The organism is Streptomyces tirandamycinicus (assembly GCF_003097515.1).
Taxonomy (GTDB): Bacteria; Actinomycetota; Actinomycetes; order Streptomycetales; family Streptomycetaceae; genus Streptomyces; species Streptomyces tirandamycinicus.
Genome location: NZ_CP029188.1, coordinates 6,451,135 through 6,472,393, shown reverse-complemented (window position 1 = coordinate 6,472,393; position 21,259 = coordinate 6,451,135). Strand labels below are relative to the sequence as shown.

The 21,259-nt window shown below is 70.0% G+C and carries 8 protein-coding genes; 1 reads left to right on the top strand and 7 read right to left on the bottom strand.

The genetic code is table 11. From position 1 onward, the window contains the following. Positions 1-269: 269 nt before the first annotated feature. The 7 genes from DDW44_RS28095 to DDW44_RS28065 all read right to left on the bottom strand — a co-directional run bounded on the left by DDW44_RS28095 (position 270) and on the right by DDW44_RS28065 (position 18,792). Positions 270-6,257, bottom strand: coding sequence for a hypothetical protein (locus DDW44_RS28095; protein WP_108908220.1), 5,988 nt, complete (start codon positions 6,255-6,257; stop codon positions 270-272). Positions 6,258-6,347: 90 nt separating this feature from the next. Beyond that, complete coding sequence (locus DDW44_RS28090; RefSeq protein ID WP_244224244.1) at positions 6,348-8,678, bottom strand: hypothetical protein; 2,331 nt, start codon at positions 8,676-8,678, stop codon at positions 6,348-6,350. Positions 8,679-8,683: 5 nt separating this feature from the next. Continuing rightward, on the bottom strand, positions 8,684-14,665 hold the full coding sequence (locus tag DDW44_RS28085) for a DEAD/DEAH box helicase (protein ID WP_146207064.1): 5,982 nt from the start codon (positions 14,663-14,665) through the stop codon (positions 8,684-8,686). A 109-nt stretch (positions 14,666-14,774) separates the two neighbouring features. Further along, complete coding sequence (locus DDW44_RS31835) at positions 14,775-15,146, bottom strand: hypothetical protein (RefSeq protein ID WP_146207063.1); 372 nt, start codon at positions 15,144-15,146, stop codon at positions 14,775-14,777. Beyond that, positions 15,068-16,702 (bottom strand): Hsp70 family protein, encoded by a 1,635-nt coding sequence (locus DDW44_RS28075; protein ID WP_108908217.1) that lies wholly within the window; start codon positions 16,700-16,702, stop codon positions 15,068-15,070. The genes DDW44_RS31835 and DDW44_RS28075 overlap by 79 nt, the downstream gene beginning before the upstream one ends. Before the next feature lie 187 nt (positions 16,703-16,889). Then, positions 16,890-17,459: an Rv1352/Rv1906c domain-containing protein gene (locus DDW44_RS28070; RefSeq protein ID WP_244224131.1), complete on the bottom strand. Its 570-nt coding sequence runs from the start codon at positions 17,457-17,459 to the stop codon at positions 16,890-16,892. 106 nt (positions 17,460-17,565) lie between these two features. Then, a complete protein-coding gene (locus DDW44_RS28065) occupies positions 17,566-18,792 on the bottom strand; it encodes a DNA sulfur modification protein DndB (protein ID WP_108908216.1) in 1,227 nt (408 codons plus the stop codon). Between the two features lie 176 nt (positions 18,793-18,968). Between DDW44_RS28065 and DDW44_RS28060 the strand changes: the two genes are divergently transcribed. Continuing rightward, entirely contained in the window at positions 18,969-21,200 is a 2,232-nt protein-coding gene (locus DDW44_RS28060) for an N-6 DNA methylase (protein WP_208648018.1), read from the top strand. Positions 21,201-21,259: the final 59 nt, after the last annotated feature.

The following is a 21,259-nucleotide window of genomic DNA, read 5'->3' as shown; positions in this document are numbered from 1 at the left end:
TCGACAACCGAGAAGCCCCCGACGCTCTCTCGACCAGTGAGCCGTGTCGTTCCGTTACCCCGACGGGGCCGACCGAATGCTTAACCCTCTCCCCGGTCATCGCTATCAGCGCCAAGGGTCTCCCATGGCAAAGCAAGCTCGGCAGCGAGTTGGAAAAGGGGCAACAGCAGATCGCCCCGTCGGCACTCCCATTGTGGCCGCCGACAGGACGCGGGTGTGCTTGTCGAGTCTCGGTGGGGCCAGGCGCAACCCCGGCCCCACCCGGTTGGTCAAACCTTGGCCTCAAGTACGCCCAGCGCCGTATGGAGAACCGGCTCCACGCGCAGGCGCGTCCCGTCCCGGTCGACCACCTGGAGGGCTTCCAGGCAGACAACGGCCCGGCATGCCTCCCCGGACGAGAGACCTGCCATCTCGGCCGCGGTGACGAGGTAGGCGTCGTCATGCCAATCGGTACCGAGCTGCTCGACGACCCCGTCATAGGCGGCCTTGAGGGTGTCGTTCTCCAGCAGCCCCACGGCATCGACGAACTGTTCGGCGCCGCTGCTCTGCCCAAGCCACGACGTCAGGTCCGCCAGCACCCGGTCCTGGTCCGGTCGGCGATCACGCAGGTGCAGCGCCTTGTCCAGCAGGTACGGCCAGCCACCGGTCGCCTTCGCCAGACGCATCAGCCGTTCCTCCGTCTCGCACAGGCTGTGGCGCTGCGTCCAGTCCTTCAGGCTGCGCAGGTCATGCCGGCGCAGCACCATGATGGTGTCGTGGTCGGCGTCGGGACCGGTGAGGAGGCCGGACCAGAAGCCGAGCTGTTCCACACCCGACACGAGGACCACCGAGCGGGTCGCCTCGGCGGCGTCGGGCAGCACTGCCCTGGCCAGGTCGAAGGACTCCCGGCAGGACTTCTCGCTGCCCAGAGAGAGATCGCTGATGAGCAGTCGCCGCTCGCCAGCGCGGCCGGCGGCGAGCTCCTTGCGGAACGTCTTGGCACTTCCGATGGCGGGCACGGACCAGCCCGCCACCCTGCCCGTCACCTCACGCAGGGTCCGTTCCACATCGGCGACGCCCGTCGCCTGTGTACCGAGAACAACGCGGACTTGGTTCACGTATTCGCCCAGCAGGTAGTCGATCTGGTTGACGGTGAGCGGGGCGGACCTGCCGTCGTAGAGGTCCGGACGGCTCTCCAGGACAACGGTCTCCTCCAGCCGGGACTCCGTCTCCGCCCGCAGCAACCGCGCCTCGATCTCCTGGGCGGTACCGATCATGCGCAGCGCGTTGGGCCCTCGCAGATGCCAGCCCTGACCGTCGTTGTTCGGCGCCAGGACACCGAGGCCGACCATCTCCTGCAGATAGGCGCGAAACCCCTCGCTGTCCAGGTACTCGAAGCCGCGGGGCCACCAGCCAGCACATTCCTCCCGCAACTCCCTGTCACTGAGGCGGGTTTCCAGACCGTTGTCCCGAGCATGCTGGGCAAGCACATTGGCGATGACGTGGTAGCGGTCGTCCAGGGCAAGGGTGTCCTTGAAGGCCGCGGTGATGTCCGAACGCAGCGAGGTGTCCTGTTCTACCGCGTCGACATCGGAATCCTCGATCGTGTATGGAGGCGGCGCGAGTGGTGCTCGCGCCCGCTTGTCCTGCATGACCTGCACCATCCTGCTGCCGAAGATCTGCAGCAGGAAGGGCTGGTACGAGCAGAAGCCGAGCACGCGGTTGACGAGGTCGACGTCAGCGAACTCGAAGCCGAGCGCACGCATCGGGTGCACGATCAGGTCGGCGGCGAACTGGGGGGCGAGCGGTCCCACGACCGTCGGGGTCTGCGCCAGGTGGCTGAATGGGCCGTTCCTGGCGAGCCGGGTGAAGCGCTGCACCGAGTGCAGACCGGCGAACACGACCTTGGCCCGGCCGCGCGAGTCCTCACCCAGACCACGCAGCCGACGGGTCTCCGTGCACTCGGGAACGTCTGCCTCGAAGAAGCGGTCGCACTCGTCGAGGAGGATGAGCAGCCGCCGGTCGGGATCCTGAGCGAGCCACCGGGCGATCCCGTCGGTGACCCGCTGCCATGATTCCTGTTGTGGGCCCCGGCGTCGGGGCTCCTCCAGAACGCCCTGCCTGATCAGCTCCTGGTCGAGCGTGGGCCAGATGGCCTCGGCACCGAGTGCGGTGCCCCGGCCGATGCCGATCTTGTCCAGGTTGAGGTAGAGCTTGCGGTAGGCCCCCGGCCGCTGTTCCTCGAAGCGGTCCCCCGCGTCGGCGAGTAGGGCCGACTTGCCGAGACCCCGGCCGCCGTAGAGGATCTGAGTCCCCGCCGGGTCGTGGATGCTCTTGCGCTCGCGGTCCCGTCCGTAGAACATCTCCCGGCCGATTTGGCCCCGCTTCTCCTTGATGTATGGGTTCACCGCGGAGAACGGAAGCAGCGTCTCGGTCGTGGCGTCCACCCGCCGGTTGCCGTGCGCGATGAGGTAGGCCAGCGCGGCGTCGTCCACCACCATGATCGGCTTGGTGTCCTGGGAGGCGGCGGCCAGCTCATTGCGGGTTCTGCTGTCCAGCGTCCCGAAGTGGACGACGAGCAGACTGCTCTCGTCGGGGTCCTGCAGAGCGCGGGTGATGAGCAGTTTGGCCGCGGGCCGGCCCCAGATCAACAGGGCGCGGAGCTTGCCGCCACGGTCCTTGACCTGCGATCCGAACGCGGGCGCCCAGGCACGGCCGGTGACGTGCACGGGCGCGAGTTCGAAGAACCGGTAGTCCTTGCCACGCGGCAGATCGTCCAGAGGCCGTGCGCGCCGGGCCTCGTATCCGAGGAGAGCCAGAGCCGGATTGAGGCTCTCGCGCGGATTGATGTTGATACGGTCCTTCGTCGCGGCGAGCGTGCTCCACAACTTCAGGGCCGCGGCGGCCCGTTCGGCCTCCTCCTCCGAGAGTCCTGCATAGTCCAGAACGGCGCGGTCGCCGTATCGGCCACGGGCGCGGACGGCCGCGATCAGGTCAGCGTCGATGCCGCCCGGCAACGAGTCCGGCACGGCGGGGAAGAACGCCTCCAGGTGCGAGTCCTCGGACCTGATCTCGGGTACCGGTTCGCCGAGTTCGAGGAAGTAGACGAGTTCGGCCGCGGTAGCCAGGCTGTCGGTGTCCAGGTTGCGCAGGACTCGTTCGCGGTCCTCCGCGCTCACGTCCGTCAGCGCCGCCAGCCGGGCGCGCAGCCGGTCGGCGGCTTCCTCACGGTAACGGGGCAGCAGTTCTTCGACTCGGTCGAGGTTGCGCCGGACTGCGGCCAGCTCGCCCGGCCGGTCGTGCTCCAGGTGTGCTCGGGCGTCGGCGAGCAACTCCTGGAGGCTGACGTCCTGTTCGACGGTGAGTGCCTCGTCGGCCTGGGACCGGCGGAGCCAGGCGGCCAGTTGCCGATGTTTCTCGGCGAGCGCGGCGCGGCGCTCCTTCTGGATCGCGCTGAGGCGTGCGCGACGCTCCTCCGAGAGCGACAAGGTGTGGGCTGCAGGAAGGACGTCGAAGTCCGCGAGGTCCGTGATGGTGCGAATCACGCCGAATTCGTCACGGGCGAGCAGCCGTTCGATCGCGTCGTCCCAGGTACGGTCCACTGCCTTCAGCAAGCCGTCCAAGGTCGGCTTCTCTCCCGGCACGGCCGACTCGGCCTTGTGGAGCTCGGCGTCCAGAACCGTCTGAACGTCCGGCTCGGATCCCGTCTCGACCGGTCGACTATTCGCATCCAGCCCGTCGAAGATCTCGGCGAACAGGTCCCGCGCCACGTAGGCGGTGGCTTTCGCCAGGACGGCGGAGCTGCGTTCGGCCGCGGTGAGGTCGTCGGCGACCCGCTCGCGCAGGCCGAGGAGGGAGAGGCGCAGGGATGCAATGGACTGGAACGCCCACACATTCTCCTCGGAGCGTCCTGCTTCCAGGTCGCGCTTGACCGTACGCCACTGCCGAACGGCGTCCCGGACGCGGTCGAGGCAGTGGCGGACGTTGTTGCGGCCCGACCCCTGGATGCCACGACCGCCCGGCCCACGCAGTGCAGCGTCCATCTCGTCGATCGCCGCCTCGACCTGAGCTCGGCGGGCGAGGTTTTCCAGCAGCTCGTCGGCCAGGTGCTCGGCGTCCGGGGCCCCGGCCACGATTGCGGTCAGCACGCTGCCGAGCAGACCGGTCGGCGCCAGCCAGCGCTGCACCATGGCGCTGGCCCGTTGGAAGCGCATTCGAGGGACGGTGAGCATAGCCTGGCAGGCGTCCACGGCCGCGCGCAGCTCCCCCTCGGTGTGGGAGACATCGGCGACAACGGCATGGGGCGGCGCGATGAGCAGTGCGCCCTGCAGTGCACGTTCTGCCACCATGGTGGCCACCTCGTGCAGGGCATCGGGCAGTTGCGGGGTGAGCGCCCTCAGCTGTGCACCGACCACGGGTGCACCCGTCACTAGGGCTCCCCGGACCAGCGTGGGCAGCAGTAGCAGGGACAGCGCGTCACTGTCGCTCTCCTTACGGGCCTCCCACTCGTGCAGCGCCTCTTCGATGATCTGAGCCGCTCGGCCGGTCCTGGAGTGCAGCAGTGTCGCCGCGGCGGCCAGGCGCAGGACCGCGGCCTCGGTGTCCGGGCGGTCGGCGGCCTGCGACAGGTGAGCGGCAAGTCCGAAGCGCTTCTCGGCAATGAGACGGGCGAGGACGGGTTCGATGCTCTTCGTTTCCGTGCCGTCGGCTGTTTCCGTGGTGGTGTCGACGGCCGCGGTCGCTGCGGGGGCGGCGAAGACCCGCCGTTCCGGCGCGGGCTGCTGCTCGGCGGTGTCGGCGGACCGGGGAGGTCGCTCGGCCGGGACGCAATCGGCGGTGCTGAGGTCCTGCGTTTCGGGCACGCCGGTGTCAGCCTGCGCGGCGGTGGCCGTCTCCGGGGATATGGCCCGTTCCGGCGCCTCGGGAACCTCGGCGGATTCCTCGCCCTGCGGGGCGGCGGCCGTGTCGGGGTGAGGGGTCCTGTGCTCGCTCAGCGTGATCTGCTGGTACAGGACGGCGGCCACAGCGTACGGCGGATGTGCGACCGACAACTGCTGTTGGAGCTCGATGATCTCCTGCTGTGCGTCGGACCGGTCCTTCATGTCGGCGAGGCGCACCAGCAGCGTGAGAATGTGTGCGCACGCGTCGTCCTGTTCGTCCCACTCTTGCTTCGCGAGCAGTGCCTCCGCGCTGTGCCTGGCGTCCGCGATCACCGCGGCCACCGCACTGTCCGGAGCGCAGCCCAGGGCCGTCACCGTCTCCACCACTTGACGGGCCTCGGCGTTCCTCTCCTTCCGTTCGACGCGCGCACGAACCTCGTCGATCGACCTCAGGACATCGGTGAGGCGATCGGTGACGCCGGTGACGCCGAGTTCTGAGAGCACACCCCGCACGTGGGAGAACGCCGGGGCGACCGCGGCGAGCGGCACCAAATCGGTGTGGGTGGGCGGGCACCCGTCCAGCAGGGCGGCGCGCACGCGGTCGACGGCGCCTCGTGCCTCCTCGACGACGTGCTTGAGCTCCTCCTCGGCCGAGGCCAGATCGTCTAGGGAGCGCCCCTCACCAGGGGGCTGCTCTCCCTGCTGCGCTGAGGACTCGGCCAGTTCTGGAGCCGAGATGTGATCGGGCAGCCGGGGAGCCGATACCGCAGCGGTCGGCTGTGGTTCCTCAGCCGCCGCGTCCTCGCCAAGCGCAGTGAGGTGGTCAAACCCGGGAGTCGCGTCGATTACCTGCTGAGCAGCCTTAAGTACCGCGGCCAGTGCCGCCTCGTCCGCCTCCATACCGAACCAGTCGTGTTCCGCGGCCCATACGAGCAGTCGGGCGTCGTGCGCCGAAGCCTGGAGGTGGGAGAAGAGCGCCAGGCGGAGCAGGCATGCGCCCCAGCGGCCCACGAGACCGGGGCTCGTACCCGCGGCCCCGTGCTCAGCGACCTCGTGATCGATGTCGTTCATGATCCGGGCGGTGAGGTGGGACAGCGCATGCCTGTGGTGGGTCGGCTCCACCCGTTGCAATCGCTTGAGCACTTGCTCGCTGAGCACGCGCCCGAATCGCCGCGGTTCGACCTTGCGGAAGCCGAGACCCCTCATGATGGCCTGACGATCCTTGGGCCCGAGGGAGTTCAGCGCGAGTTCCGTCTCGCCGACTGTGAGGGCGTCGAGGGCGGCGTCCAGGATCTGGCCGAGTCCGTCGAGCGTTACGGCGAGTTCCTTGAGCAGTCCAACCGGTGTGCCGTGCGGGGAGGATGGTGGTTTGGCGACCACGGCGTAGCTGGCGGTCATTCAGTCCCGATCTCTTGTTTCCTGTGATGTGGATGCGGGGGGGGTGTGGCGTGCGGCCCGCCCATGTCGGGCCGGTCCGGCCGGGGCGGGTCAGCGCCGGCGAGAGTGTTCCGTGACGAAGGTGTAGCCGGGTGGCAGTTCCCAGCCGTCCGCCTTTCCGACGTGGCGGCAGTGCTCGCGGTAGGCAGCGCGCTGTGCATCGGTCGGATTCGAGCCCGCGGGCAGCCTCCGCAGAAAGCCGTGGACGAAGTGCTCCACGCCGTGGACCTGCGGCGGCGCGCCGGCACGCGAGCCCGGTCGTGGCACCACCACGGGGTTCGGCGCGTAACCGATCAGGGCGATGGGCGGCTCACCGTCGCGGGCAGGGTGGTGGGGCTCGCCGTCCACACCGCGGCTGCCGATGGCCGGGTACAGGTGGTGTTCGGCGAGGAGCTCGTCAACGGCCTGCTCCAGTGCGGTGACTTGCTGGGGGGCGGGAGTCGTGTCGTAGACGCCTCGAGGGAGGGCGGCCCGGTCAAGGAGAGCATGTCCGTCGGGCGTGAGGCGGCCGAAGCGTCGTACGGTACGCAGGACGAGACGCCGGGTGTCGAGGCCGGCGGACGAGTCGCCGTCCCGCTCACTACCCGGCGCTCCTTCCCGGGTGAGCACTCCCGAGTCGTAGCGATGCGCGACGAGCTGCCCGTCGATGTCGACGGCGTGTTCCAGTTCGACGGTGTGGACCCGGAAGACGGTACCGCCGCGCGGCCACTGGATGTACAGGCACAGCCCGGGGAAGAAATCGATGGGCCACTGGACGTTCCGAAGCATGCCGGTCTCATCGGTGAGATCCAGAAGCACCTCCTGGACCTCCTCGGACGCGTCGAGCTCGCCGCCGGGATGGCTGAGTTCCAGGCGTACGCGCACGGAGCCGGTATCCGTGCCGAGATATGCAAACCCGTCCCGGGCCCTGGGGCTCAACGGCAGTCGGTCCTCCATGAGGTGGGCGAGCCGCAGCGGGGTCTGCCAGCAGACCTCGCTGTCGTTGATCCTCAGGTAGTTCGGCGGACCGATCCGGTCACCGTCCGCGAGCGGGGTGTCCGCGGGTTCGGCATCGACGTATCCTTCGTCCTCCGGCTGTTCCTCTCGGGGGACGCTCTGTGCGTGCGGCACCGCGACAGGCCGAGGCGGCGCGGGTGGATGCACCGTGTCATGCCAGCCGCGTCCCGCTGGGCGTAGCGGATCACTGTCGTCCGCCTCCTCCGAGCCCGGGTGGTGGGACCGCCAGATGCCACCGTTCTGGAAGTCGTCGTCGAGGGTGATCCGTACGTCGCTCCCGGCGCGTATGCCGTTGTCCGTGTCTCCCCGGACGAAGTCCGCGACCGCCAGGTTGGCGCGGCACACCGAGACCGCGTATTCCACTCCGCTCAGCAGTGGTTCGGCACCGTCGACGCCGCGCAGCCACGCCCCGATCGCCGTGTACACGGTGCGGGAACCGTTCACGCCGTGCCGTCGGTGGGTGGCAGGGGCCGCACTGCGTTCCAGGGAGCCGGCGAGGGCTCTCAGGTCGTCGCCGCCCAGTGGCCCGTCGTGGCCCAGGGCGGCCCCGATGCGGGTACGGGTCAGTGCGTAGTGGCCCCAGCTGCGTAGACTGTCGCTGGTGCGCAAGGCGTGATCGACGGTGTCCAGCAGCCCGCTGAGGGCGCTCTTCAGCCGCTCCTCCGTGCCACCCCCGACCAGGTGGGCGACGGACGCGGGAACGAGAGGGCTCAGCAGTGCTTCGCGCTGGTGGGTCAGCAGATGCTGCACGAAGGCGGTGCAGTCGTCAAGCCCGGCGTGCGGCGCCGAGCCGTAGCGGGCGTCGACGACGACGTGGCCGTCCTTGTTGAGCCACTTCTGGCGGGACCGGAACCGCTGCAACTTCGCCTCGCTGAGCTGCAGCGCGGGGCCGAACGCCGTGAGATCAGGGACCAGCAGCTCCCGGCGCACTGGGTGCGGGGCCTCCGACAGCTCGCTCGGTCCTCGGACACCGGCCGGTACCCCGGACACCCACGCGGGTACGTCGGCACCCTCTTCGACGCCGGGGTGGCGGCCCTCCTTGTAGACGATCTCCGCGTACAGCGGGTCGGATCCTGTTTCGATGCGAACGAGTGCCCCGACGGGCAAGGCCGGTACTTCGTCGCCCAGCCTCAGGGAGGGGAACGCGTCCAGGTCGAAGGGGCCGTTGCCGTGACCTTCGCCAGTGAGCTCGTAGCCGAAATAGGCCGCATTGAAGGCGACCGCGGTGTGCACCGGACACACGCGGTCGGACACGACCGCCTCCAGGTAGCGACGCAACCGTTCCAGTTCCTCGGCGGGTGTGCTGCGATGTCCGCCGGTCATGGCGGGAGTAAGCACAGGCTCGCCGTCGAACGGCCGCCAGATGTCCGGTCCAGTGCTGATCATCGTGGTCACGCCCAGCTGTCCTTTCGTTCGGGTCCGCTTCCCGCCCGGCGGGATCTCATGTGTCGGGCTGGGCGGACAGCTCGCCAGAGGCTGTCCGGGCCCTCGACTGCGGCTCCGGCTGCGGCCAGCCGTGTGAGGCTCGCGCCCACCGCCGTATAGGACAGATCCGCACGACCGCCGAAGTGGCGGCTTTCCCGGATCGCCTTCGGCAGGGGGATCATCTTTCGATTCCTCGGGTTGTAGGAGGATTCGTCGCCGCGCAGTGCGTGCCAGAGCCGGCGCGGGTGTGCGCCCTGCGGCTGGAGCTGCAGCAGCCGGTGGACCTGGAGGTCGACGCGCTGGTCGCGCAGTGAGGTGTCGGCACCGCCTCCCTCGCGGGGGCGCGGGCTGTCGAATGCCTGGGCGACGGCAGGGCGCCGCTCCTCCACGGGCCAGCGGCCGGTGTCCCAGCAGGCCGAGCAGCGGCAGCGGGCCGTGGTGCAGCACCCCTCGGGCAGGTTGCTGACGCCGAAGTAATCGGCGAAGACCCGTTGGGCGCATACCGTGCTCGCGTCGAAGAAGTTCCGGAGCCTGGCCAGTTCCTCGGCGGCCCGGCGCCCGCGTCGGCCGAGCAGCGGGAGGAACCCGTCGGGCAGGGTGCCGGTGCGGGTGGTCAGACCGGTGACCAGGCGGCGGCTGGGTGCCGCTGAGACGTCCAGGAGCCCACGGTCGTGGAGGTCGGCGAGCAGTTCCCAGGTCGCCGACGGTCCATCGGCGACCGAGCGGTAGTCGGGGCACCGGTCGGCGAGTTCCCCGTCGAGAGCTCGGACGTCGACCTGTCGTGGGGTGTCCCAGGACAGGGCGGTGTCGATGACGGTCTGCTCCAGCCGCACGGACCCGGCCGCTTCCTCGTCGCGCTCCGCTGCAGTGGTAGGCGTCTGTCCTGCGCCGTGACCGGCCGGTCGGAGGTCGCCGGGTGTGACCGCGCAGAACGGTGGGTGGTCGCCGAGGTCCTCGACGGCGTCGAGGTCGGCGAGCGCGCTGAATGCCCGCATGATGCCGCCCTGGTAGCGCTCCTGGGTGTGCCGGTCGTCCAGCTCAGCCTCGCTCAGCGCACCGCTCGCGGCGTCCTCGGCCATAAGCAGGTCGGCCAGCCGTACCGGATCGAGCGTGCCGTCCCGCTGGGCGAGGACAAGGTTGCCCATGCGCCGGAGCAGCGACGCGGGCAGTTCCTGGCCCGTCATGAAACGGACCATGCGCAGGCCCCGGCTCGTCGCGAGGGCGAGACCGCTGTTGACGGGGCCGTCGCCGGCCGTCCCCCGGCCCGCGCCGTCCCGTCCCGCCCGACCCAACTGCTGGTAGAGCGCGGCCAGGTCGGTAGGCGGCGACACGCACATCACGGTGCGTACGTCGGGCCGGTTGACACCGAGCCCGAACGCGGAGGTGGCCACCACCACGACCGGGACGAAGCCGTCGTCGCCTCCCCGGGGCGCCTCCCGGAACTCGGTCATGACGGCCGCCTTCTCCGCCTCCGTCAGACGGCCGTGGAACCGCAGCACGCGGACGCCAGCGTCACCCACGTACTCGCGCAGGTGGGTGTAGAGGGTGTTGACCTCCTTGACGGTGAGGCAGTAGAAGATGGCGTGACCGTCGAGCGCGTCGACGACGCGCTCGACCAGCCCCGCCACACCTCCCTGTCCGAGTCGGTCGAGGGAGCGGCGGAAGACGGCGAGTTCGGGCCTGATCGGGTTCTCGCGCACCGTCAAAAGCCCACCGACGACTCCGGGATGCTCTGCTTCGGCGGTCGCCTCGGCCGAGGCGGGCTCAGGGACCTCGGCGGGCAGACCGAACAGTCCTTCGCGCAGCGCCTCGTGGACGGCCCTGTTAGCGGTGGCGGTCACCGCGGTGACCGCCACCCCGTGGTCCCGGCGCAGCTCGTCCAGGAACCTGCTGACCCGGCGCATGCTGGGCCGAAAGTCCTCCCATTGCGGGAGGGTATGTGCCTCGTCCACGGCGATCCGGGTCACCCGGCCCGCCGCCGCGGCCGCGCGGACGGTCTCCCGGAAGCGCCGCTGGCACAGGCGTTCCGGGCTGACGTAGACCAGGCGGATACCGTGGTCGGCCCGACCGAGGAGCTGGTCCGTCACTTCTGTCTTGCCAGCCCTGCTGCTGGACTCGCGCAGCGGGGAGATGAGTGCGCGGACCGCGCCACCGATGGACCGGTTCAGTTCGAGTGCCTGGTCGTGCATGAGAGCGACGAGCGGGCTGACGACCACGGTGACGCCGGGCAGGACCAGCGCAGGCAGTTGGAAGGTGAAGCTCTTGCCGAAGCCTGTGGGAAGCAGTCCGAGTACGTTGCGCCCCTCGGTCACGGCGGCGATGACGGCCTGCTGGGCCGGCTTGAGGGCCACGGGTTCGTCGACGAGCCGCAGCAATCCTCCGATGCGGGCGCAGCGGTCCTTGATCTCCTCCACGAGCAGGCCCTGTTCCCGCAGCTTTTGAGTCTCCTCGGTGGTCAGGGCCAGTTCACGGATGCGCCTGGTGTGTGGTAGGAGGGTCTGTCGTTCGAGGGCTTCGTCGGTACACAGCTCCGCAGCCCGGGTGGGGTCCAGGAGGTTGTGGGCCGCCATGAACTCCCAGATGCGACGCCATCCTTCGGCCATGGTGGCGACGTTGCCACCGCCGATGTCGCCGGTTTCCGGGTCGGGGCGCTGAAGTCCGTCATCGAGGCTGCCGAGGAAGGCACGCCGGTAGGAGCGACGCAGGCTGCTTGCTCCCGCAAGCTTGCGGTCGCTGATGACGACGACGCCACGGTGGCGGTCGGAGCGGATGAGCCGGCCCACCGCCTGACGCAGCTGAAGCGCGGCGAGCGGCAGGTAGTAGTGCTCGGTGGCGGCACCTTCCGGATCGGGGTGGCCAGCCTGCTCGGCGCGTTCGGCAACCGCCGCGCGCCGGGCCTCCACGATCGGAGCGGGGAACGGTGCGAAGGGCAGTTTGTTGATCCACACCAGACGCAGCCGCTCGGCGTCGGAGACGTCGACCCCCTGCCAGAGTCCCTTGGTGCCGACGAGAAACCCTCCGCCATCCCGTCGATCGGTGAAGGCCTGATAGGCCCGGCCGTTGCCGAGAGTGAGCGCCTCGACGACCGGGGTGTCGAGGGCGCGGGAGCGCAGCTCCTGCACGAGGTGGAAGCCGATGCCCGCGGCGGTCGAGCGAGCGGTCGTGAGGATCACGCCGCCGCCATCAAAGCCGTTGCCGTCGGCGCGTCCACGTGTCATTTCGGTGGCGAATCCGGCGACGTGGTGGGCGACGGTCCGCAGGGCGCCCTCCTCCTGCTCCGCCCAGGAGGGGAAGTCGGAGAAGCACACGACCTCGGCCTGGCTGCGCAGGGCGAACGGGGAAGGCAGGGACAGAGTCGGCAGATCGTCGGGCAACCCGAGTCGGGTCCGCATGAAATCCCATTCCCCGGCGACACGCAGGGTCGCGGAGACGTAGTAGACACGGTCGAAGGACTCCAGGTAGCGCCGCCACTCCGGGTCTGCGGGCAGATCGACGGGACTGGTGGCGACACGGAAGCGGTAGGACCGCAGTTCCGCCTTGGGTTCGTCCACTTCCTCCAGATGTATGACGCGCGAAGGCGGAGCCTCGTCCAGAGTGAGGGCGGGGTCGAGAAAGGCGCGGATGTCGGCCGTGATCCGGTCGAGGGCCGTAGTGAGTGATTCGGTGTGCTCCGCGAGCGCGGTCAGGCGCTCGCGTACCAGGGGATCGATTCCGGCAGCGTGCTGGACCACGTACCGCTCCAGCGTGATGCGACAAAACACGAGCGCCTTGGCGATGCTCTCCAGCACCACCGACAGCCGCCGGGTGTGCCGGGTGCCGGAGGTGCCGACGTAGGGGCTGGCGAGCGTGGTCGCCCGGCTGCCGATGCGTACGCCCACGCCCTTGGCCTGGGCGTCGAGGGCATGCGCCGCCAGCCGAGGAAGGCGTTCATCATCGAGCAGTCGTTCGAGGTCTGCAATCGCTGCGGCGGCCTGCTCCTTGGCGGTGCCCGGGTGCGCGTCCGCGATCCATGCCTGGTACTCCGGCAGCAAAGCTTCCAGGTCCTGGTAGTTGACGGTCACGGTCAGCGCGGACGTGGCGGCGCTCTCCAGCTCATGCGCCTCGTCGATCACGAGGAGCACCTCAGGTCCGACGGCACGCAGGTCGTCCAAGTGGGAGAGAACGAGTGCATGGTTGGCGAGGATGAGGCGGTGGCTGTCGATCGACTCCCGGACGGTGTCGGTGTGCACAGTGAGCGGATTGCCTGCGGCGGGTCCATAGTCACCGTCGCGCTGGGACAGCGACTCCAGCCAGAGCGGCAGGCCGCGCCCGATGTAGTCGATGAAGAAGGCGGGCAGGTCCACCGGGTCGACCGACCTGGCCGTCCAGGACTGGGGGGGCTCCTTCGCCGCGAGCAGGCGCAGCGCGAGGAAGACGGCGAGTTCGCGGAACCGGATCCGCTGGGAGAAGCGGGCGCGGGCGGTGCCCGCGGAGCGGCGCCGACGCGTGGCCTCGGCGAGGGTCTTCGTCAGGGCTGCGAGAGAGAGCCGGTTGGACTTGCCCTTGACCAGGTCGGCGACCCCGAGGATGCCTGGCAGGGCCCGCTCCAGGTCCTGGACGTCCTTCGCCATCTGGCTCTGCAACTGTTTGGTGTACGTGGCAATGACAGCGGTACGGCTGTCGCCACCGGCGAGCCAGTCCAGCGCGGCGGCAAGTACGGCATAGCTCTTTCCGGTGCCGGTGGGCGCTTCCAGCAGGCCGCCGACGCCGCGGTCGGTCCAGTCGTGCAGCGTCGCCGTCATCTCCTGCTGGGCGGGCCGGGGTTCAACGCGGGCGCCGTGCACGACCCGGGCGAGAGCGGTCGGCTCGACCCGTCCGTCGGCGCCCCGCAAGACGTCCGGCACGTCCACGGCGCCCTTGCCCGGTGCTCTTCCGCCAGGGGTTCGACGCGGCGTGTGCTGCCCGAACTCGGCACCCAACAGGCGGGTCACGTGTGCGTGCTCCCACACTTGCGGCTCTCGATCATTGGCATCCTCGCCCTCGGCCAGTTCCCGCAGCAGTCGCCACGCGTCGGAGTCGGGGCAGACGTCGGTGATGAGACCGCGTAATTCGGCCGTCCTGCAGGCGAACTCGGCGGCGGCCCGCTCGAGGAGGCGCACCAGCAAGAGCGCGTCACTGTCCGCAGTATGGGCACGCAGGCCCGAACGGGACACGTCGAGCTGGATCGCCAGGTCCTGAAGTCGGTGGGACGGGGCTGTCGGCCACATGGCGTGCGCGAGGTACAGGGCATCGACGGGGCGCACGGCGGAGAGCGGATCGCTGGTACCGGCCTCCTTCGCCGCTTCACAGACGACGGGAAAGTGCAGTTTAGTACCGTTATAGGCGACCACGACATCGGCGTCCGACAGGAAGTCACGCAGCTCCGTCCACGCCTGTTGCTGGGATACCCCCTGGCCAAGCACAGCGTCCCGCACGCTGCCGTCACGCAACTCCTCAGTGTCACCAGGGAACCTGAGGTACCGCCGCCAGCGGGGCGCCGCAGCGACCCATTCACGATCGGCGCCGAACCTGACCGCTGCCGCCTCGTAAACGTGCCGCTCCAAGTAGGGAGCGGTCGCCGTCGTCCGCACGACGCTTTCGACGTCGAGCGCGACGGTCCGCAGCACGGACGTCTCGTCCAACCGTGCAGCAACAGCGGACTCAGCGCCTGGCTGGCGCCGTTCGGACGCCACCTGTGCCGGGCGCACCAGTTCCTGCGGAGCAACAGGCAGGAGAAGGCCCCCCGAAGCGATCAGCAGACCTCCGCGGACCGCCTCGGCGACCAGCCTGACTAACCGCTGCTCCGGCAGTGTGCCGAACTGCCTCTTGGCCTCGACGACCAGTTCCCGCTCAGAAATTCCGGACGAGAAGGCACGGACCAGCTCTGCAACCTTCCGCGACGCCGCAGACACCGTCTGCCCTTCGGGCATGTATACCCCCTTGCACACGGCCCCGGCCAACGCTCGACCGCGCCGCTCCCTCGGCTCTCCCTCTCCTGGAGACCGGGACGTGGCCTACATCATAGTTTCATTCAGAAGGTTACGGACCTCTAGTAGAGATCTCGTGGGCGTCAGACGGACACGGACAGGCGTGACGGCGTTCTGCTTCCACGAGCCGAACTGGCACATAGGGGGCACGTGGTGAAAGATCGGCGTGCTCGCCCGTCCAGTACGCGGCCTCTTCCGCTGCCGCGGCCATCACCCCTTCGCGCATTCCCCGCCATATCACAGCCGGTTCGATCATGCGTCTGAGCAGTCGCTCGAGTTCGCGGTCGAGCCCTTGGGCGATGGGAGTGCCGTCAGGACCGAAGCAGTCCAGTTCCTCGTCGAGAATCACGGCACCGGTGTGCCGTGCCTTGGCGTGCACCTTGAGGATGCCGCTGCGGTCGTAGTGATAGTCGACGTCGAACACGTTGCTCGAAGGGTCAGCGCCCGGTTGCAGCACCGGAAGTTCGAGTCGCGCGAGGGGGAAGGTTCGTTCGTCGTCCGCCTTACGCTTCCCGTCACCCTCGACGATCTCCAGGACGACCTTGGTGCGCCGCGGACCGCGGGCATGGCACTGCGCGTACCACGTGCCGGGAGGATCGAACAGCGCGGGATCAGTGTGGCGAAGCCGCGTCGTCCCCCCGCTTCGAAGGACAGTCCGAGGTCGTGACTCGTGGCCACCGAGATGGTCGTCTCGGGGACGAGACCGTCGATCTCCGCCGCCGTGATGGCGGCTCCTCTCGCGACCGCCGTCATCGGCTTGCACAGTCGGGCGTCGACGACCGCTTTGCCGAGGACTCGCTCGACTTCCCGTCGTACCAGCGGGATCTGCGCAGTACCGCCGATCATCAGTACGGCGTCCAGGTCATCGGCGGACAGACCCACATCCTGAAGACATTCGTCCAGCGGTGCGAGCGCCCGGCGCACCAGCGGTTCGACCGCCTCCTCGAACTCCTCCCGGTGGATGACTACGGGAGTCGTGCCGCCGAGTGGCTCGAAGAGCACCTGATCCGTGCCGGGCTGTGACAGCACGATCTTCGTCAGCTCGACGTGGCGTCTCCAGCGTCGTGCCTCCAGTCGGGTCAGTCTGTCCGGGGGGCTGCCGAGCTTGGCGAGGACCTGCTTCACGAGTGCCTCGTCGAACTCAAGGCCGCCGAGCGCGGTGATGCCGCGCGACGCCATCTCGTCGAAGACGCCGTCGTAGTGCTCGAGGATGGTGACGTCGATCGTCCCACCGCCCCAGTCGAAGACGAAGGCTTCGACGGCGGCGTCATCGAGTTCGCCTTGTAGCAGTCGGGCCGTCACGTACCTCACGCGGTCGCTCTGTTCCGGCCAGGTGTGCGGTGTCACCTTCCGCCGGAGAGCACCTCGGTCGATCAGGTCGTCCACAACGGAGAGCGGCAGGCGCTCCACGAGCCGTTGCCAGGCGTCGGTCGACAGTACGGCGCGTCCCTGCGCTTCGGCAGCCTCCACATGCAGCTGCCATGCGTCGACGACATCCGGTTCCGTATCGGGCGCGGGCAGGCGGCCGGAGCGCAGTGCCTCGGCACGCAGACGCTCCTCCTCCGTGAGGACGGGTAGACCACCGGCGGCCAGTTCGACGAGGTGCCCGACAGCAGGCAGCGGCGGTGTCCTGCCCAGCAATTCGACGGCGTCGGCAGCCACCGACTTCAGCGGGTCGTCGGCACCAGATGCTCGGACCAGCATCCGGTCGAGAAGTGCCGGGTGCTCTCCCGCCTCGTCAACCACCCGTTGCAGAGCCTGCGTTATTCGGGGCGGCAGTTGAACCGGACGCCGAGCGGGTTCGTCAGCTTCGGGTACAGCGTTGAACCCGGTCTGGTCCTCGCTCTCGGCGATGCGGCGCCGAGCGCGCAGTGGGGCGAGGGCGCCGTCCTCGCGGGCCTGGCGCCGCTGCTCCCGCCTCTCCAGTTCGGCACGCCTCAGCTCCTCCAGATCTGCCGAGACAGTCGGTTCCGTCGTCATCGACGCAGTCCTCCCCCTTCCCGTGCTCGTCCGGTTCCCTCCCCGAAAACGGTCCCGTCACGGTGATCGCCCCGATCGTAAAGCAGGCAATCGCCGAGTTCGTAGCGAAACGGCAACCGTCACCGGCGGAAACAACGCTCGAGAGCATCCGGCTCCCGTCTGTGCGGAATCCCAGCGCGAAAGCTGCTCAGCCCATCTGCTTCCACTCCTGGCACCCGTTGGTCTTGAAGTACTCACCCCTGTTGAGCGTCACACGACCCGGCCCGGCCAGGTTGTTGTTGGCGATGATGGAGCCGAACTCGCCGCTGGCGTCCTTGGCTCGCTCCCAGTAGCAGCCGAACTCACTGTCCGGCCCGGCTGTCTTGTAGGTGCCGGCCTTGATGTCCTCGCCGACCAGGTACTCGCCCTCGCCGGAGAAGCTGGTTGCGGGTCCGGGTGCCTTCGTCTTCTTCGGCTTGGCGGTCACCGTCTCCGTGACGGTGGGAGCGGGCTCGGGGTCGGCCGCCTTGGCCGTCTCGGTCACGGTGACAGTCGGCCGGGGTCCGGCCTCGTCGCCTGCGGCTTCCTTGCCCGTCTCCGCCGAGCCGCTGCTGTTGCCGATGCCGGCTCCGATGAACAGGGAAACCAGGGCGACCGCTCCGTACTTCAGCCAGCGTCTGCGGCCAGGTGCGGGCTGTCCGGGAACGGTGGGTACGCCGAGGCCGAAGGGGCCGGGCGTGCCGTGGTCGGGCGGAGGAGAAGGCTGCTGGAAGGTCATGGATGTGCTCCGAATCCGGTACGCGATGCGGGTTGAGTGAAAGAGCCGACCGCCGCATGGTGGGCGGCCTTCGAGGGTGTGCGATGCCGTGGGCGTGCGCCGCCCCTCAGCGGCCGCGAATCTTCCGGCCCGCCTCGGTCGCCGGGTAGAGGATCGCCTCGGCGACCCGGCTGCCGGAGTCCTTGACGCCGCCACTGAAGTTGAGGCGTCCGGAGGTGCCGGTCTTGGCGGCGACTCCGTCCCAGTACTTCGCCTCCCGCTCCCAGCGGATGTCGTCGAGAAGACGGACCAGGTCGTCGGTGCGGAAGGCGGAGGCCGGGTCCGCCCACGGCATGGTGTGGTGGACGGCGATGCCGATACCGGCGAGGACGGCGGGCGCGGTGATGGCGCCGCGGTCCGTGAAGTCGCGGGCGTGACGGGCGATCAGCTGTCCGAGGATCGGCACGAGGGCCTCCTCCACCTGCTCGGCCCGGTATCCCGCGGGCAGTTCGTCCTCGTGCACCGACTCGGCGGACCGCTGGAGGCCGCCCCTCCCATAGAGCGTGGTGACGACGAGGGCCCGCAGCGCGGAGAGGGTGACGACCTCGCGGTCGCTCGCGGACACCTGCCGCTTGCTGACGTTCACGAGCCGCGCGAAGGGCACGTGCTGCCCGTCCGCGTCGACCCGCACCGAGTCGGCCACCAGGTGCGCGAGTCGGGTGCCGAAGTCGCGCTGGTCCATGGACATGGCGAGGTTCTTGGCCACGGCCACGCCCTGCACGTTGCGGTCGTAGAAGATCTGCCGCGCGTCGGCGGGGGCGAGGTCGATGTACAGCTCGAACGGCAGGCGCACCTGAGCGAGTTCGGGGTACGTCAGACCGTACGCCTCGGGGTCGTCGTAGAGGTCGTGCCAGGCGGTGGTCTGGGTCTCGCCGTCGATGGCGATGACCATCGTGCCCGGCGCGATGGTGAGGGTGCGCAGGCCGCTGCCGGGGACGAGTTCGTCGCTGAGCGCGGCCAGCGGTCCGGCGTGCCACAGGGTGACCGGCGGCGTGGACCAGGCGGCGCCGAGCTCGCCCTTGAGACCGGCGGCGATGTACTCGGCGTACGGGCCGACGTTCTTGCCCTTCTGTGAGGACTTCAGCGTGCGCTGCACGGTCGCCCGCAGCTCGGCGTGCCGGCGCACCAGACCGGAGGCGGCTTTCAGCTTGCGCGGGTCCTCCTCGGCGCGGGGCGAGGGCACGAGCTGGACGAGCGTCGGCACGGACATCGTGCCCACGACGGCGTCGGCGCGGAACGGCGCCACGGTGAGCTGGGTTCCTTCGACGACGGCGGTCGGCATGGTCAGGCGCATGGGAATCCCCTGAGTTCTCTGACGGGCGGCACAAGCACTTACGGAAGCGAGCGGCCTCCATCCGCAAGCATCACAAGAGAAGCATGCCCATGAAAGCATCGTCAAACACATTGACGGATTTGACGAGTGCTGTAGGTTGTTGACTGTTCACTCCAGAGAGGCTCAGGACCCCCGCCATGCCCCAGCCATTCGCGCAGGTGACCGCCGCCGAGATCTCCCGCATCGCGGGGGTCACGCGCGCCACGGTCAGCAACTGGCGTCGTCGGCACGAGGACTTCCCCGCGCCGTCCGGCGGCACGGAGAGCAGTCCGCTGTACGACCTGGAGGCCGTGCGCGCCTGGCTCGCCTCACGCGGTCACGCCTCGGCCGCGACCCCGGCGGAGGAACTCCGCACGACGCTCCGCCTGCACGCGCAGAGCGGCGGCGGTACGCCTGCGGACCTGCTGCTCCTCGTCCTCGCGACGGCGGCGCGCTCGCCGGCGGAGCTGACGGCCGCCACGCGGTTGCCGGACGCGGATCTCGCCGCCCACGCGGAGCGCGACGCGGCGTCGGCGGCCGACGCCGTACCGGCCGCGGATCCCGTCCGCTTCCAGGCGGGCGACGCGGCCGTGCTGCGCGCGCTGTACGCGTGTGTACGCGACGAGGGCGGGCAGGCCGCGCTGGCCGTGCTCGCGGAACGGGAGCTGGAGGACAGCGCCGCGTCCGGCGCGTACCAGACCCCCGCTCCGCTCGCGGACCTGCTCGCCCGCCTGATCCCCGGCGCACCGGCCCGCGTCCTCGACCCGGCCTGCGGCAGCGGCAGCCTGCTGGCGGCGGTTGCCCGCCGGGGCGCGCGCGAGCTGTACGGCCAGGACAACCTGCCCGTGCAGGCCCGGCGCAGCGCCGTGAGCCTGATGCTGACGGCCCCGGAGGCCTCGGTCACCGTGCGCGCCGCCGACAGCCTCCGCGCGGACGCCTTCCCCGACCTCGTCGTGGACGCGGTGCTGTGCAATCCGCCGTACGCCATCCGCGACTGGGGCCACGACGAGTTGGCGTACGACCCCCGCTGGGCGTACGGCGTACCGGCGCGCGCCGAGTCCGAACTGGCATGGGTGCAACACGCGCTGGCCCATCTGACACCCGGCGGCTACGCGGCCCTGCTGCTGCCGCCGGCCACGGCCGGGCGGGCGTCGGGGCGTCGCGTACGGGCGGAGCTGGTGCGCAGTGGGGCACTGCGGGCGGTGATCGCGCTGCCGGTCGGCGCGTCGGTGCCGTTGCACGTCGGTCTGCAGGTGTGGGTGCTGCAGCGGCCCGAGCCGGGGGGGCCGGAGCGCAAGTCGGTGCTGTTCGTGGACGCGGCGGCGGAGACGTCGTCGGCTACGGCGGCGGCATCGGTGGTCGGGCGTGGGGGTACGGCGGTGCCCGCCGCCCGTACGCGGGGTGCGGGCCGGTCCGCGTCCGTGGACTGGCCGGGCATGACGGCGCGAGTCCTCGGAGTGTGGCGGGCGTTCACGGAGAGCCCGGACGCGTTCGAGGGCGAACCCGGTGTCGCGCACGCGGCGGACGTGGTGGACCTGCTGGACGACGTGGTGGACCTGACCCCGGCACGACTCGTACGGGCGTCACGGGCCGAGGTCGATCCGGCGCAACTGTCGGCGGAGGTCGACGCCACTCGCCGGAGCCTGGTCGGGGCCGCGAAGTCCCTCGCCCGGACGGCCGGTCACGAGGGCTGGAGTGCGGCGGGCGCCGGCTCGGCGCGGGAGTGGCGGACGGCGACGGCTTCCGACCTCGCGCGGGGCGGGGCGCTGACGCTGCTGCGGACGGTGCCGGAGGGGGCGCGGGGGCGCGCGGAAGGCGGGACCGGAAGCGGGAGTGGGAGCGGGAGCGGTGAGCAGCCGGGGGCTGGTGCGGTGCTCACCGGCTCGGACATCGCGCGCGGATCGGCTCCCACGGGCGACCCGGCGGAGCTGCGCGGTGACACGGCACCCGTGATCGCCGCCGGGGACGTCCTCGTACGGGCGGTCGCGAGCGGGGACGGTCCTATGACGCGGGTCGCGGGCGAGGAGGACGCCGGCGCCCTGCTTGGCACCCACGTCCACCTGTTCCGGCCGGACCCGGCACGCCTGGACGCCTGGTTCCTCGCCGGGTTCCTGGGCGCGGAGAAGAACATCGCGGGCGCGTCGACGGGCAGTACGGTCCTGACGGTCAGCCCTGGCCGGCTGCGCGTGCCGCTGCTGCCGCTGGAGGAGCAGCGGCGGTACGGGGAGGCGTTCCGACATGTGCATGAGCTCCGGGCGGAGGCGCGGCGGGCGACGGGGCTGGCGGAGGAGACGGCACGGCTGCTGGCGGGCGGACTCACGGGGGGCCAGTTGCTGCCGTCCAAGGAAGTCGCGGAGGTACGCGGCGCGGGTGACGATTCGCCCCATTAGGCACGCAGGGCTTCACGCATAGACCACACTTGTCGGACCGTCCTTGTCAGCCGATGGAC

What these genes read in the sequence shown, in the direction of transcription:
- DDW44_RS28095 (WP_108908220.1), bottom strand. Translation starts at nt 6,257, where the DNA reads ATGACCGCCAGCTACGCCGTGGTCGCCAAACCACCATCCTCCCCGCAC.
- DDW44_RS28090 (WP_244224244.1), bottom strand. Translation starts at nt 8,678, where the DNA reads ATGATCAGCACTGGACCGGACATCTGGCGGCCGTTCGACGGCGAGCCT.
- DDW44_RS28085 (WP_146207064.1), bottom strand. Translation starts at nt 14,665, where the DNA reads ATGCCCGAAGGGCAGACGGTGTCTGCGGCGTCGCGGAAGGTTGCAGAG.
- DDW44_RS28075 (WP_108908217.1), bottom strand. Translation starts at nt 16,702, where the DNA reads ATGACGACGGAACCGACTGTCTCGGCAGATCTGGAGGAGCTGAGGCGT.
- DDW44_RS28070 (WP_244224131.1), bottom strand. Translation starts at nt 17,459, where the DNA reads ATGACCTTCCAGCAGCCTTCTCCTCCGCCCGACCACGGCACGCCCGGC.
- DDW44_RS28065 (WP_108908216.1), bottom strand. Translation starts at nt 18,792, where the DNA reads ATGCGCCTGACCATGCCGACCGCCGTCGTCGAAGGAACCCAGCTCACC.
- DDW44_RS28060 (WP_208648018.1), top strand. Translation starts at nt 18,969, where the DNA reads ATGCCCCAGCCATTCGCGCAGGTGACCGCCGCCGAGATCTCCCGCATC.